This is a genomic window from Bradyrhizobium sp. CB1717 (genome assembly GCF_029714325.1).
Lineage (GTDB): Bacteria > Pseudomonadota > Alphaproteobacteria > Rhizobiales > Xanthobacteraceae > Bradyrhizobium.
The window spans coordinates 1835911-1849055 of sequence record NZ_CP121666.1; the positions used below are offsets into that span (position 1 = coordinate 1835911).

14 protein-coding genes are annotated in these 13145 nt (G+C 64.6%); 8 read left to right on the plus strand and 6 right to left on the minus strand.

Annotation, left to right across the window (positions count from 1 at the left end; all coding sequences use genetic code 11):
• The gene (locus QA649_RS08765; RefSeq protein ID WP_283023823.1) at positions 1-1257 is read right to left on the minus strand and encodes a GTP cyclohydrolase II; all 1257 of its coding nucleotides are present in this window, start codon (positions 1255-1257) and stop codon (positions 1-3) included.
• A 312-nt stretch (positions 1258-1569) separates the two neighbouring features.
• Here QA649_RS08765 and QA649_RS08770 point away from each other — a divergent pair, with 312 nt between their 5' ends.
• Positions 1570-2697 carry a threonine synthase gene (locus QA649_RS08770; protein ID WP_283023824.1) on the plus strand — a complete coding sequence of 376 codons (1128 nt, stop codon included), beginning with the start codon at positions 1570-1572 and terminating at the stop codon, positions 2695-2697.
• A 135-nt stretch (positions 2698-2832) separates the two neighbouring features.
• Here the strand turns inward: QA649_RS08770 and QA649_RS08775 are convergent, their stop codons facing one another.
• The 3 genes from QA649_RS08775 to QA649_RS08785 all read right to left on the minus strand — a co-directional run bounded on the left by QA649_RS08775 (position 2833) and on the right by QA649_RS08785 (position 5495).
• A complete protein-coding gene (locus QA649_RS08775; RefSeq protein ID WP_283020138.1) occupies positions 2833-3798 on the minus strand; it encodes an IS5 family transposase in 966 nt (321 codons plus the stop codon).
• A gap of 218 nt (positions 3799-4016) precedes the next feature.
• Positions 4017-4832 carry a DUF2927 domain-containing protein gene (locus QA649_RS08780; protein ID WP_283023825.1) on the minus strand — a complete coding sequence of 272 codons (816 nt, stop codon included), beginning with the start codon at positions 4830-4832 and terminating at the stop codon, positions 4017-4019.
• Between the two features lie 84 nt (positions 4833-4916).
• Positions 4917-5495 carry a L,D-transpeptidase gene (locus QA649_RS08785; protein WP_283023826.1) on the minus strand — a complete coding sequence of 193 codons (579 nt, stop codon included), beginning with the start codon at positions 5493-5495 and terminating at the stop codon, positions 4917-4919.
• A 363-nt stretch (positions 5496-5858) separates the two neighbouring features.
• Between QA649_RS08785 and QA649_RS08790 the strand changes: the two genes are divergently transcribed.
• The 3 genes from QA649_RS08790 (at position 5859) to QA649_RS08800 (ending at position 8999) form a co-directional block, all read left to right on the plus strand.
• Positions 5859-7406, plus strand: coding sequence for an acetolactate synthase large subunit (locus QA649_RS08790; RefSeq protein ID WP_018643689.1), 1548 nt, complete (start codon positions 5859-5861; stop codon positions 7404-7406).
• A 185-nt stretch (positions 7407-7591) separates the two neighbouring features.
• On the plus strand, positions 7592-8110 hold the full coding sequence (locus QA649_RS08795) for a hypothetical protein (protein ID WP_283023827.1): 519 nt from the start codon (positions 7592-7594) through the stop codon (positions 8108-8110).
• Positions 8111-8405: 295 nt separating this feature from the next.
• The gene (locus QA649_RS08800) at positions 8406-8999 is read left to right on the plus strand and encodes a hypothetical protein (RefSeq protein ID WP_283023828.1); all 594 of its coding nucleotides are present in this window, start codon (positions 8406-8408) and stop codon (positions 8997-8999) included.
• 148 nt (positions 9000-9147) lie between these two features.
• Here QA649_RS08800 and QA649_RS08805 read toward each other — a convergent pair whose 3' ends face one another.
• On the minus strand, positions 9148-10686 hold the full coding sequence (locus QA649_RS08805; protein WP_283023829.1) for a heme peroxidase family protein: 1539 nt from the start codon (positions 10684-10686) through the stop codon (positions 9148-9150).
• Positions 10687-10752: 66 nt separating this feature from the next.
• On the opposite strand from QA649_RS08805, the gene QA649_RS08810 reads away from it, so the two are divergent.
• Positions 10753-10980 (plus strand): hypothetical protein, encoded by a 228-nt coding sequence (locus QA649_RS08810; RefSeq protein WP_283023830.1) that lies wholly within the window; start codon positions 10753-10755, stop codon positions 10978-10980.
• Between the two features lie 45 nt (positions 10981-11025).
• Here the strand turns inward: QA649_RS08810 and QA649_RS08815 are convergent, their stop codons facing one another.
• On the minus strand, positions 11026-11259 hold the full coding sequence (locus QA649_RS08815; protein ID WP_283023831.1) for a DUF3551 domain-containing protein: 234 nt from the start codon (positions 11257-11259) through the stop codon (positions 11026-11028).
• Between the two features lie 269 nt (positions 11260-11528).
• Between QA649_RS08815 and QA649_RS08820 the strand changes: the two genes are divergently transcribed.
• The 3 genes from QA649_RS08820 (at position 11529) to greA (ending at position 13127) form a co-directional block, all read left to right on the plus strand.
• Positions 11529-11861 carry a hypothetical protein gene (locus QA649_RS08820; RefSeq protein WP_283023832.1) on the plus strand — a complete coding sequence of 111 codons (333 nt, stop codon included), beginning with the start codon at positions 11529-11531 and terminating at the stop codon, positions 11859-11861.
• Between the two features lie 240 nt (positions 11862-12101).
• Positions 12102-12587 carry a hypothetical protein gene (locus QA649_RS08825; RefSeq protein ID WP_283023833.1) on the plus strand — a complete coding sequence of 162 codons (486 nt, stop codon included), beginning with the start codon at positions 12102-12104 and terminating at the stop codon, positions 12585-12587.
• Between the two features lie 57 nt (positions 12588-12644).
• Positions 12645-13127, plus strand: a complete 483-nt coding sequence (gene greA / locus QA649_RS08830) for a transcription elongation factor GreA (protein WP_283023834.1) — start codon at positions 12645-12647, stop codon at positions 13125-13127.
• The last annotated feature ends 18 nt before the right edge of the window (positions 13128-13145 follow it).

Sequence of the window (13145 nt, forward strand, 5' to 3'; positions counted from 1 at the left end):
TCAGTATTTTTCCAGCGAGCGGCCGACTACGCCGTCCACGTCCTTCTCGGGCGCGATGTCGGTCGAGTAGTAGCCGGCGGCTTTCTTCGCTGCGATCTCGACATAGGCGTCGGCCGGGATCAGCTCCGGCGGGATCGGCACGCGTTCGACGATGTCGATGCCTTGCGAGGTCAGCGCGTCGTACTTCATGTCGCTCATCGACAGGAAGCGGTCGATGCGCTTCAGGCCGAGCCAGTGGATGGTATCGGGCATCAATTGCTGGAAGCGCGCGTCCTGGACGCCGGCGACGCATTCGGTGCGCTCGAAATAGGCCGCGGCGGCGTCGCCGTCCTCCTGGCGCTTACGGGCGTTGTAGACCAGGAATTTGGTGACCTCGCCGAGCGCGCGGCCCTCTTTCCGGTTGTAGACCACGAGCCCGAGCCCGCCCTCCTGCGCACCGCGCGCGGATTCCTCGATGCCGTGGATGAGGTATGGCCGGCAGGTGCAGATGTCGGAGCCGAACACGTCGGAGCCGTTGCATTCGTCATGCACGCGGCAGGTGATTTTTGTGCGATGGTCCGGCAGCTTTGCCACATCGCCGAACATGTAGACGGTGGTGCCGCCGATCGGCGGCAAAAACACCTTCAAGTCCGGGCGCGTCACGAGCTCGGGGAACATGCCGGCGGTCTGCTCGAACAGCGTGCGCCGCAGTTCGGTCTCGCCGGTGCCGAAGCGCGCCGCAAGGCCGGGCAGGTACCAGACCGGATCGATCGCAATCTTCACCACCGAGACGCTGCCATTGGCATGCACGACCTCGCCGTCCGCGCGCAGCCGCTTTGCCGCCAGCGCCTCGCGGATCTCCGGGAGGTCCAGCCGCGCCCGCGTCACCGCGATGCTCGGGCGGATATCGACACCCTCGGCGATGTCCTTGCCGAAATTCTCCGCGACCAAGTGCCCCCAGGGATCGAGCGCGACGATCTTTGCGGGATCACGCCATTGCTCGAACGGACCGATGGTCGCGGCCGGAAAGGTGTTGGTGAGATCCGGGCGCCGGATCGGATCGAGCGCGCCGGCGGAGACCGCGAGCGCCCGGTACATCGCGTAGGACCCGCCATGGCTGCCGATCACGTTGCGATCGCCGGCGCGCGACACCGTGCCGATGATCGGCCCGCGGGCGCGCGCGTCAGTGGCGCCCCAATGGATCGGGAAGGCGGCCTTCCGGCCCGGCTCCGGATGGGAGGTCAGGCGGATGTGGTCGGTACGGTTCGCGCGGCTCATGTCCAGGCTCCCAAAAAGCCAACGGCCCGCCGCTTGGACGGGCCTGGCTCGCTTGCCATGCCGGTGCGGAGCACCGGCGACGCAAGCTCAATCCAACATATTGTAGCGGCGAGGCACGACAGACAAGTTAATCGTGGCGCGCGGCCAGCGGCGCCCTCCTGCTCGTCCGGATCGACGAAAAGCGCCCGAATGCGCCCTATATGTATGTAATTGTTCGAATTTTTGAAGGGGTGTCGCTACGCCCCCGAAACAGGCGGCTGGATAAAAGCTGCATATTCGGACATATCGAGCGGATCGCCCTGGAGACCGCCCATGCCCACCGCCGCCTACATCGACCCCCGCAACGGAAAGCTCTACCCGCTCGACCAGCCGCGCTGGTGCTCGGACGAGCGCACGCCGCTGCTGGTGACGCCGGGGGCGGGGATCTCGCGCGAGGACATCGATGGCCGCGCGCGGTCGCTTTGGCGCTACCGGGCGGCGCTGCCGGTCGAGATCGCAAAGCCGATCTCACTCGGCGAAGGCTGCACGCCGCTGGTTCAGCAGGACTGGGGTGACCTGCGCCCGTTGTTCAAGCTCGAATGGTTCAACCCGACCGGCAGCTTCAAGGACCGCGGCTCCGCGGTGATGCTGTCCTTCCTGCGCCAGATCGGCATCTCAGCCATCCTGGAGGACTCGTCCGGCAATGGCGGCTCGTCGATGGCGGGGCTCGGTGCTGCCGGCGGCATGCGCGTGAAGATCCTGGCGCCGGCCTCGACGTCGCCGGCGAAGATCGCGCAGGTGCGCGCTTACGGCGCGACGGTGCAGCTCGTCGAAGGCCCGCGCGAGGAGTCGGAAGCGGAGGCCATCCGCCAGTCGAGCCAGACGTTTTATGCCAGCCACAATTGGCAGCCGTTCTTCCTCGAAGGCACCAAGTCGCTCGCCTATGAAATCTGGGAGGATCTCGGCTTTCGCGCCCCTGACAACGTCATCGTCCCCGTCGGTGCCGGCAGCAGTCTCTTGGGATGCGCCTTCGGCTTCCGCGAGCTCCTGAAGGCCGGGCAGATCGCGAAGCTGCCGCGCCTGTTCGCGGCGCAGCCGCAAAACTGCTCGCCGATCGATGCGAGCTTCAAGGCCGGCGTCGACACGCCCGTCGCGCGCGAGGTGCACAAGACCATCGCCGAAGGCACCGCGATCAAGAATCCGCTGCGCCTGCGCGAGATCATCGCCGCCTTGCGCGAGAGCGGCGGCGGCACCGTCGCGATCACCGAGGACGAGATCGTCGCGGCCCTGCGTCGTCTCGCGCGGCAGGGCCTGTTCGCCGAGCCGACCAGCGCCAGCGCGGCTGCGGCACTGGACAAACTGTCCGCGGCTGGATCGATCAAGGCGAACGAGACCACGGTCGCGGTCCTCACCGGCACGGGTCTGAAGGCGGCGACCACCGTGGCTGATCTCGTGCAGTAGGCTCTCTCTTCTTCCCTTCTCCCCTTGTGGGCCTGTTGCGCTACGGCCTTTTGAGGCAGGAGACGTAGGGAGAGAGGGCTGTGTTGACGCCGATTGTCAGGCCGAGATCTGTACTTGGTGCCCTTGGCGGGCGTCTCAGGCGGCGAGCGCGGCCCAGCGCCTCATGTTGAACGCGATGGAGGCAAGCAGGACCTGCCCGCTTGCCTTCATGAGACCGACATAGCGGATGCAGGTCAGCCGCATGCGGCGTTTGAGAGTGGCGAAGGTGGTCTCGACCTGGGCTCGTCGGCGCGCGATGAGGAGGTTGTAGCGTTTGAGCCGAGGCGGTAGCTCCGGGTGATGTCGGTTGGGACGACGGGCGATGCGGGGCTTCTTGCCTTCCGCTTTCAGCCGAGCCCGTCGGGCATGGGTGTCGTAGGCTGCATCGGCCCACACCACGGCTTCATCGCCACGGATCAGTTCGTCGGCCGGCGTTGTGTCGTTGACATTGGCGGGCGTGGTCAGGACTGCGCGGATCAGGCCGGATCCCTCGTCGACACCCATGTGAGCCTTGTAGCCGAAGGTCGAACCACCCTTGCCCTGCCGCTTGGTAAACCGGGCATCTGGGTCGTTTGAGGGACGATCCTGCTTCGGAGGGGTTGACACCGCCTGGATCAAGGTCGCATCCAGCATCGTGCCGCGCTTGAGGATGACCCCGGCATTCTCGAGCTGGCGATCCAGCTCGCCAAACAGCTTCTCCAACAGCCCTTGTTCGACGAGCTGGTTCCGGAAGCGGTTCAGAACCGTGTGGTCGGGCGTCGCATCTTCGAGGCTCAAACCGACGAAGCGCTTGAACGACAACCGGTCGCCCAACGCTTCCTCGAGTTCGCGTTCCGAAAGACCATAGAGCGACTGCAACAGCACCGCACGAAACAGCACCAGCACCGGATAGCCTGGACGACCGGGGCTCCCTTCATCCCGCAGATGGCCGATCAGCTTCTCGAACCGGTACCACTTGACCAGGCCAGCCAGCCGATCCAGCGCTGCATTGGCGCCGGCCCCCTTCGGCATCAGTGCTTCCACAAAGCTCGGCTGTCCCGTCCGCTTAACCGCCATCGTCATCCCCTCAAGGCTTTGCCCTAGGGAATCACAACTGGCGAATTACGCAACAGGCCCCTTGTGGGAGAAGGTGGCGCGAAGCGCCGGATGAGGGGTATCCATCCGCACGCGTCAGTGGGAGTGGGACTCGCGGAGAGATACCCCTCACCCGTCTCGCCGCTATCGCGGCGAGCCACCCTCTCCCACAAGGGGAGAGGGAAAAAAGCGTCACTGCGCGAAGGTCACTCCCTCAGATCATTCACCCGCTTAACCCACGCCCTGACATCCGCGAGCACCTCGGGCAGCACGGCCTTGACCTCCGGCACCGTCATGCCGGGCTTGATGCGGGGGTCGTAGAGCAAATTGAGGATGTACTGGTCGTAGACGTCGAAATAGCCCATCGAGACGTTGTCGTTGAACATCGTCCACGGCACGCTCGCGGTGTCGTTGATGGGCCCGAGCGATTGCAGGAGCTCCTCATAGGCGCAGTCGAGGAAGGTGAAATCGCCGTTGTCGACGGTGAGGATGACGTCGGAATGCTCGATCTCGAAATTGTCGTTCTTGCGGAAGCCGGACAGGCACTGCGGATCGAGCGAGGAGCGGATCTCGCGCGCCTTCTCGACGCCGTAGAAGCTGGTGAGGGTGCGGAACAGGTCGCGGTCGCGCACCAGCTTCACCCGCACATTCGCCGCCTCGCTGCTGTCGATCATGGCGATGTCGAGATGCTGCACGCGCTTGCCGATGTCGGCGACGACTTTTGCCAGCTGTGTCTTGCGGTCGGCGCGATCGCTCTCGGCGAACACGCGCACCGGCCCGTCGAACTTGCGGATGCGATCGACGCGGCCGGCGAGGTGATATTCGGCGCCGAACGCGGTCTTGAGAAAACCCTCGACGATCTCGTTGTCGGTAAAGCTCTTCTTCTCGGCGCGCTGGCGTGACGCGATCGCGGGCAGTTCGCCCGCGGCGGCCATGGTAGCGGTGTCAGGCACGCAGGTGAGCGTGGTGAGCGCCAGCAGGGCGATGCGAAGGGCAGCCGAGGGCAGGTCCAATGCGCTCATCGTTGTGCGACGCTGCCGTATTCGCGTCGCGCACACAAGACCGCAAATTCACGCGCCCTGCAGGTTCCTGCTGTGGCTGTTCGGTCAGTTGTTCAGCACCACCACAGTGGTGCCGACCGAGACGCGGCTGTAGAGGTCGGTGACGTCGTCATTGGTCATGCGGAAGCAGCCCGAGGAGACCGCCTGGCCGATCGTCTCCGGCTCGTTGGAGCCGTGGATACGATAGAGCGTCGATCCCAGATACATGGCGCGGGCGCCGAGCGGGTTCTCGATGCCGCCCTTCATGTGGCGCGGCAGGTCGGGCCGGCGGGCCAGCATCTGCGAGGGCGGCGTCCAGTCGGGCCATTCCTTCTTGGCGGTGATCCTGTGCACCCCGCCCCAGCGGAAGCCGTCGCGGCCGACGCCGATACCGTAGCGCAGCGCCTGGCCGTTCTGGAGCACCAGATACAGCCGCCGCTCGGACGTATTCACCACGATCGTGCCGGGGGCATAGTTGCCGTTGTACATGACAGTGGAGCGGGGGATCGGGCTCGCGCCGCCGCGGAAGAAGTTCGGGCCGCCGCCCATGATGTCGCGGGAGTCGAACTCCTCGGCGAGTGCGCCGCCGGCCGTGGCGGTCAAAAGTGCGATGGCGGCAATCGGCGCGGCAAAAAACCGGATCATTGTCTCCCCCGGAAAAAATCGATTCAACGAACGTCAGAGGCCATATTTGCGAGGGTTTCGCAAGCCACGCCCCCGTGAGGCAGGCCATGCTTAACGATTGGCGTTACCAAATCGGCAACCGGGCCAGATTGCCGGAAAGCGTCAGAGCGTTTTCAAGCGAAGTGGATACCGGTTCGCATAAAGAAAACGCGTCAAAACAAGAATCTAACGCCCCGTTCCGATCCCATCGGAACGGGGCGTTAGCCAAGCCGGCGTGTCGCGGCGCGGGGCAGGGCCGCAACGGCCGCTATTGCTTTGACGAGGCCTGCGAACAATGATTGATCGGATGATCACTGGAAATCGCCGGTAGCGGGAGCAAAAAGAATGAACGGTGCGGAAAGCCTGGTGCGGACGATGGTCAAGGGTGGAGTCGACGTCTGCTTCACCAACCCCGGCACCTCCGAGATGCATTTTGTCGCGGCGCTCGACCGCGTTCCCGGCATGCGCTGCGTGCTCGGCCTGTTCGAAGGCGTGGTGACGGGTGCGGCCGACGGCTATTATCGCATGAAGGGCCTGCCTGCCTCGACCCTGCTGCATCTCGGTCCCGGCCTCGCCAACGGCCTTGCCAACCTGCACAACGCCAAGAAGGCCAATTCCGGCATCGTCAACATCGTCGGCCAGCACGCCGTCTACCACATCGACTACAACGCCCCGCTCACCTCCGACATCGAGGGCCTGGCCCGGCCGATGTCGTCCTGGGTCCGGACCTCGCCGAATTCCAAGTCGGTCGCCGCCGACGGCGCCGCGGCGATTGCCGCCGCCAAAAGCGCCCCGGGGCAGATCGCGACCCTGATCCTGCCCGCCGACACCGCCTGGAACGAGGCCGACGGCATCGCCGAGGTGCCGGCCGAGCAGCAGCGCGCCAGCTATTCGCCGCAGGCGGTCGAGCGAGCCGCGAAGATCCTGCACGGTGACGGCGAGGGCACGCTGCTCCTGATGACCGGCAGCGCGCTGAGCGAGCAGGGCCTGGCGCTTGCCGAGCGCATCGCGGGCAAGACCGGCTGCACCGTGATGGGCCCGACCTTCCGCCCGAAGATGGCGCGCGGCCGCGGCCGCTACTCGATCGACCGCATCCACTACGTGATCGAGAACGCGCTGCCGATGCTGGCGAAATTCCGTCACATCGTGCTGGTCGAGTCCGACGATCCCGTGGCGTTCTTCGCCTATCCGAACAAGCCGAGCATGCTCAAGCCCGAGGGCTGCGAGGTGCATCGCATGACCTCCTGGGGCGAGAATTCGGTCGCAGCCCTCGAGGCGCTGGCCGGCGCGGTGAAGGCGAGCGCGAAGGACGTCAAGCCGCAGGCCTTGGCTGAACTGGTCAAGCCGACCGGCGCGCTGAATTTCGCCTCGATTGCGCAGGCGATCGCCTGTGCGATCCCCGAGAACGCGATCATGGTCGACGAGTCCCTGACCACCGGTCGCGGCTTCTTCCCGCCGACCGCGGCGGCGGCTCCGCACGACTGGCTGCAGAACATGGGCGGCTCGATCGGCTTCTCGACGCCGCTCTCGATTGGCGCTGCGATCGCCTGCCCGGACCGCAAGGTCATCACCATGGTCGGCGACGGCAGCGCGATGTACACGATCCAGTCGCTGTGGACCCAGGCACGCGAGAACCTCAACATCGTCACCATCGTGTTCGCCAACCGCATCTACCAGATCCTGCGCGGCGAGTTCGACAATGTCGGCGCCGGCGAGCCCGGCCAGCGCGCCAACGACATGCTCCGCCTCGACCGGCCGACGCTGGACTTCGTGGCGCTGGCCAAGGGCATGGGCGTGCCCGGCCGTGCCGTCACCAATGCCGACGAGTTCAACAAGGCGCTGGCCGAGGCCGTCGCCGAGCCCGGGCCGCGGCTGATCGAAGTCCAGATGTAGTTGCCTAAGTTTCTCTCCCGACGTCGTCCCGGCGAAAGCCGGGACCCATAACCCCAGGGAGAGGTTTGGCGAAGACTCGGAGTCCGGTACGTGCACCGTGTACACTCGATAGACCTCGCGGTATGGGTCCCGGCCTTCGCCGGGACGACACCGAACTAGGTGCGCGGGATGGGCCCGGAGGCACGATGCAGACCGAGCTGAACAAGGTGACCGCGGCGCTCCGGGACTTCTACGCCCACGAGGGATTCCTGTTCGAGAAGGACATCGGCGAGCGCGCGATCACGCACCGCTTCGCCGTCTATCTGGAGCGCCAGTTCTCGGGCTGGGCCGTCGACTGCAATTACGACCGGCTCGGCGAGCGCACGCTGCATCTGCCCCACGGCACCATCATCTCGACGGACGATCATCTGGGCAAGTCGATCTACCCCGACGTCGCCGTGCACCAGCGCGAGATTCCCAACAACCTGCTCACGGTCGAGATCCGCAAGGCGAGCAATCACACGCCGCTGGAGCACGACCAGCACAAGCTGCGGGCGCTCACCGACGTGCATGTCTGGTTTCCCTACTGGATCGGCGTGCTGCTGGTGCTGGACAAGCAGCAGGTGACGATGTCGGAGGTCTATGTCAGCGGCGCCGTCGACGACCCGCTGTCGCGCTGGTTCGCGGCGCGGCTGGAGGAGAACGGATTAGGGGCCGCGCATTAGGGCGTGTGCCTTCAAGCGTCGGATATCGAGGACAAGGCGGAAGTCGCCCCGCCTGACCAACAACGACTGCTTTTGACCCGATTGAGATATCCTCTTCACAGTCGACCGATGAAGAACGCGGTCCGTCGGCTGAGCGATCCGAGGCCCATGTACGCCCAAGACGGAGTACCACCATTTTTCCATCGCGATTGGCGGGCCGCGAGGTTGTTACCGTCTTGTTGGAAATGGCAAAAACGCCCACCCTTGTTAGGTCAGCTCATTCCGACATCGCATTGATGAAAAGCCAGGAGGGAACATGCGCAAATCTGTCCGTGGTACCTTCGTCGCCGCGCTAGGTCTTGCCTTTATCGGTGCAGCACTCGGACCAATTGCGGCAGAAGAGCCTTACAAGGCTCAACTCGACACGTTGCGCAAATCGCTGGAGAAATACCAGGACTACAAGGTAGCCGTGCGCGACCGCTACCTGTCGACGGTGGGCTGCGTGCATTATTCTGGCGAGAAAATACCGCACCACATGGAGTATGCCAAAGGCGCTATGGGAGTGCACTTTGTCAATCTCACGGTGCGAGGCGCTCCCGATCCGATGAAGCCCAACGTCCTGATCTACGAGCCCGTGGGCAAGGAATTGAAGCTCGTAGCTGTTGAGTGGCTGGTGCCCCTGACGGCAGATACCACGCAGCATCCCTCTCTCTTCGACCAACCCTTTATGGGCCCGATGGAAGGACATGAGCCGCTCATTCCAAAGGAGTTTGTGCACTATGATCTGCATGCCTGGTTGTTCAAGGACAACCCGCTCGGCATGTTTGCGCCCACCAACCCGAATGTTAGCTGCGAGGGCTACGACTTTTCCCTGCTGGAAACGCCGACCATGATGATGCCGGGCCCATAAGCCAATCGCGAGGTCAGCTTCTGGCCCAAGGCCGACATGATGCATGTCGTTTTCAATGTCGCCTTCAAAGAGCAAACCGGACGCGACTGGTGAGTACAGGGCCGCCCGCGTGACGCGAGCGGCCCTTACATCGTCTTCCGTCGCGCGCTCAGTGCAGCGGATCTCCCTGGCCGAGCGCGTAGGCGACGAGGTCCTTCAGCGCGAAGCCCGAGCCCGTCACCGGCGTCCATTGCGGGTCGAGCGACAGCACGGAGGAATTATCGCCGAACAGCATGCCGAGGAAGACCTCGGCCACGATGCGGCCGCCGACGGGGCCGAGCTGCGGCGTGTTGATTCCGCCTGCCGGCGCACCGGTGGCGGGGATGATCACGGCGGTCTGGAATTGCCGCGCCTCGGCCAGGATGTAGGTCCACAGCGGGCAGTTGCCGGCGAACACGCCGTTCGCAATGGTCGCGATCGGAGCTTGCGGATCGTCAGGGCCGGGCTCGTCGACGGCCTTGCCGATGATGATCTGATCGTCGGTCAGCGGCGTCAGGTTCATCGCCCTGGCGACGGCCTGGCCCGAGGGCAGGCCGAGCCGCCAGCTGCGCTCGAGATTGCGCAGCGCCAGCGACGCCGGATTGGATGCGACCTCTGGCGGCAGCTTGCGCAGCGGATCGACCAGCGATGCGTCGATGCGATAGGCGAACTGCAGCCGCCGCTTGTTGTCGGGATTGGTGTCGTCGTCCTCGACGCCGTAGGGCCGCGTGTCGAGATCGATGAAGCGGCCCCAGTCGATGGCGCGTCCCGGGCCCATGGCACGGAAGCCGGTCAGCGCGTTGTGATCGGGATTGTTCGGATCGGGGAAGATCTGCAGCAGCATGTTGTCCGCATCGTTCAGCCGATAGCCGGGGCGGATCATGGAGTGTCCGAGCCGGTAGGCCGCGACCGAGAACTCGACCGGCATGAACGGATAGGTCTTCCAGTGGTAGTGGGCGAGCTTGCTGCGGTCGTAGTGCCCTGAGGTCTTCAATTCGTCCAGCACGCTGGCGTGGACGATGCGCGGCAGGAAGTCGTTCAGCACGACGTATTGATAATGGAAGCGGACGCGCTGCTGCACCTCCTCGAACGACAGACTGTCATTGTCGTCGACCATGCGGTTGTGGAAGCGCAGCATCAGCGCCTGGAACTGCGAGACGATGCTGTTCTCGTCGTTGCGGGGATCGCCGATCAGCGCGCGGCCCTTGAAGCGCGGCAGGTCGTGGCTGTCGGCCACGCCCGTGCCGCTCAGCTTCTCGCCGAGGCGGAACTTGTTGCCGTCATACATGTAGGGCTGGTCGTTCGGCCCGCGGCCGTAGACGTTGTCCAGGTCGAATGACGGCGTGCGGAAGTCGACGAGCCCGTCGGGATCCTGCTGCCTGGTCAGCGAGCTGACCGGATCGAAGGTGATGTCGTGGTCGATGAACTGGCCGAAATAGGTGTAGAGCGAGGGAATGCCGCTCTCCTCCGCGTCCGGTCCGTCCTTGGGCTCATCGAACTTGCCGACCATCTTGTCGGCCAGCGCCGAAAGGTTGGCGATGTTGGCGGAGTCGCTGGCGCCGAATTTTGCCGGAGTGAGCTTGCGAAACATGCGGCCGAAGCGGCCTTGCGAAAGCGGCGAACGGGTTGCGTTCAATCCGCGCGGAGCAATTGCGTGGCGGCTGCTCATTGAAAACACCTCCCTGAAAAAAAGTCACGACGGAACGAATAAAGCTAAAGTTGTTCAGAGCAGAATATGCAGGCGAAGCTAGATCAGGGATTTTGGCGCGCCACAAGCCGCGGCTTCACACTGTGCGCGATGTCGATGCTGTTCCGAAGCGGAGGGGTGCGGGCAAGCTGCGGCCGCGCTTTGCAAATTTTTCCCGAAGCGATGACGGATAACATTCTCGTCATCGACGTGCGCGAGCCGCGGGTGCGATATCGACTCGCCCGGCTGTCGGCGCGGTCGATCGTCGTCACGTGAAGATTGTGGCGGCGCGCGCGTGACAGCGCGCACGCCGCAATCACATCAGTAGTAACGCTGCTGCGAGAACGCGTAGCGCGGATTGACGCCGCAATAGGCCGACGTGCCGGAGGCGGAGGCCTGGCACTGCTGATAGGTCGCGAACTGGCAGTTGCCGGGATAGCCCCAGATGCGGCCCTGCAGGCAATATCGATCGTTTGCAGGATGCGCCTGGGCCGCCGGGGATGCTACGGCGATCAGCGCTGCGAATGATGCGAGGGTGAGGATGGTGCGACGCATTTCAGTCTCCTTCGAGAACGGGGGATGAGGAACACCAGCTCAACTTGCGTGTTCCGCGACTTGTCCGACACTTTGTCGTGCTCGTCTTGGTGTCCGCAGTGGGCGGCGCGTTCAACATGCGTCCATGATGAGGCAAGCCGCGGCGAACAATGTGATCTCGGCCACAGTTCGCCACCTGGTTCCGACCTATCGTCGACGGACTTGCGCGCGCCTCTCCCGAAAGCTTACGCTTTTCCTCATTTGGGTCAGGTCAATTTTTGGAGGTTCTGATGCAAAGATCATATTTGCTGGCTGCGACAGCAGCGCTGGCGCTTCTCGCGCAATCATCGCTCGCGCTGGCGCAGAGCGCACCGGCTGCCGGCGGCACCGCGGCGCCTGCGGCGACAACCACTGCGCCAGCCGCGACGACGGCGCCGGGCGCGACCACCGATGCCAGCCGGCCATCCGACTCCAAGAAGAGCGCATCGAAGAAGCCGGCAAAGAAGAAGATGACCCGGCAGCAGGAGATCGATCATTCGATCGACAGCGGCACCGTGCCCGCGCGCTACCGCAGCTCGGTCCCGAAGCAGTACCAGCAATATATTCCGTTCGAGAAGCAGTGACGGATTGCATGGCCTTCATGGTTCGAGACGCCCGCCTCGGTGGGCTCCTCACCATGAGGGTCTGACATCTCGCCGCAAGACGTAACCTCATCCTGAAGGCCCGCCGCAGGCGGGCGTCTCGAAGGATGGACTGCAGGCGAGCTGGCCAGGTCAAGCAAAGGCGGACTGCATAACCATTGTGGCGGTCTGCCGGAGCGGTGCTAAAGTACGTCAAGGCCGAAGGGCGTGCCGGGGGACGTAATGAGCGACGACGTGAAGGATGCTGGCCTCGTGGCCATGATCAGCAGCATCCTCGGAGGCAACAAGCGCGCAGACATCGTTGCTCCGCCGCCGCTCACCGAGGTTCCACCGACGGCCCCGACGCATGCATTCGAGCCGGTCGCGGCGTCCAGCCCCGATGCCGAATCGCCCAGGCCCGACCATGCGACCAATGCCGCGCCCGCGGCAACCAAGCCGGCCGAACCGCCCGTAAGGATCGCCACGACGCCGGACGGCAGGCAATTGCTGCCGGCGGAAGCGATTGCCGATCTCGTGCTCGGCGAACTCCGCAAGATCGAGGATTTCCCGGCGACCGGCGCTTCCGTGACGGTCTATGGTTACCGGCACTGGAACGCGATGATCACCTTCGCGCCGTTCTCCACCAGCTTCCAGAACGCGACCAGGTTCCGCCAGGCGATGCCGGATCTCGTCGTCAAACTCCGCCGTTTTGTCGCACTTGAGATATAACCGGGCCTAGTGGCGGCGCGCGGCGCCGCGACCAGACAGTTCGACAGGATTCTTGAATTGAGCGTCGCCTTCACCAAGGAAGAAAGCGCCGAGACCGCGTCCGAGACGCTGTTGCCGGATCGCCCGATCTCGCCCCATCCGAACCTCGTGACTGAAGCCGGCCTGCAGGCCTTGCAGACGCAGCTCCAGCGAGCGCGCGAGGCCTATGAGGCCGCGCAGGCCATCGACGACGTCAACGAGAAGCGCCGGCAGTCGGCGGTGCCGTTGCGCGACGCCCGCTATCTGACGGAGCGGCTACGCACGGCGCGGGTGATGCCTACTCCGACCTCGACCGACATCGTCGCCTTCGGCAGCACGGTCACCTTCAGCCGCCCCGACGGCCGCGTGCAGACCTATCGCATCGTCGGCGAGGACGAGGCCGATCCGAAGGCCGGCTCGATCTCGTTCGTCTCGCCGGTCGCGAGGTCGCTGATGGGGAAGGCGGTGGGGGACGTCGTGGGGGCGGGCACGCAGGAGATCGAGATTGTATCGATTGCGTAAGATGGCTCCCGCCGTGTC

What these genes read in the sequence shown, in the direction of transcription:
- QA649_RS08765 (WP_283023823.1), bottom strand. Translation starts at nt 1,257, where the DNA reads ATGAGCCGCGCGAACCGTACCGACCACATCCGCCTGACCTCCCATCCG.
- QA649_RS08770 (WP_283023824.1), top strand. Translation starts at nt 1,570, where the DNA reads ATGCCCACCGCCGCCTACATCGACCCCCGCAACGGAAAGCTCTACCCG.
- QA649_RS08775 (WP_283020138.1), bottom strand. Translation starts at nt 3,798, where the DNA reads ATGACGATGGCGGTTAAGCGGACGGGACAGCCGAGCTTTGTGGAAGCA.
- QA649_RS08780 (WP_283023825.1), bottom strand. Translation starts at nt 4,832, where the DNA reads ATGAGCGCATTGGACCTGCCCTCGGCTGCCCTTCGCATCGCCCTGCTG.
- QA649_RS08785 (WP_283023826.1), bottom strand. Translation starts at nt 5,495, where the DNA reads ATGATCCGGTTTTTTGCCGCGCCGATTGCCGCCATCGCACTTTTGACC.
- QA649_RS08790 (WP_018643689.1), top strand. Translation starts at nt 5,859, where the DNA reads ATGAACGGTGCGGAAAGCCTGGTGCGGACGATGGTCAAGGGTGGAGTC.
- QA649_RS08795 (WP_283023827.1), top strand. Translation starts at nt 7,592, where the DNA reads ATGCAGACCGAGCTGAACAAGGTGACCGCGGCGCTCCGGGACTTCTAC.
- QA649_RS08800 (WP_283023828.1), top strand. Translation starts at nt 8,406, where the DNA reads ATGCGCAAATCTGTCCGTGGTACCTTCGTCGCCGCGCTAGGTCTTGCC.
- QA649_RS08805 (WP_283023829.1), bottom strand. Translation starts at nt 10,686, where the DNA reads ATGAGCAGCCGCCACGCAATTGCTCCGCGCGGATTGAACGCAACCCGT.
- QA649_RS08810 (WP_283023830.1), top strand. Translation starts at nt 10,753, where the DNA reads ATGCAGGCGAAGCTAGATCAGGGATTTTGGCGCGCCACAAGCCGCGGC.
- QA649_RS08815 (WP_283023831.1), bottom strand. Translation starts at nt 11,259, where the DNA reads ATGCGTCGCACCATCCTCACCCTCGCATCATTCGCAGCGCTGATCGCC.
- QA649_RS08820 (WP_283023832.1), top strand. Translation starts at nt 11,529, where the DNA reads ATGCAAAGATCATATTTGCTGGCTGCGACAGCAGCGCTGGCGCTTCTC.
- QA649_RS08825 (WP_283023833.1), top strand. Translation starts at nt 12,102, where the DNA reads ATGAGCGACGACGTGAAGGATGCTGGCCTCGTGGCCATGATCAGCAGC.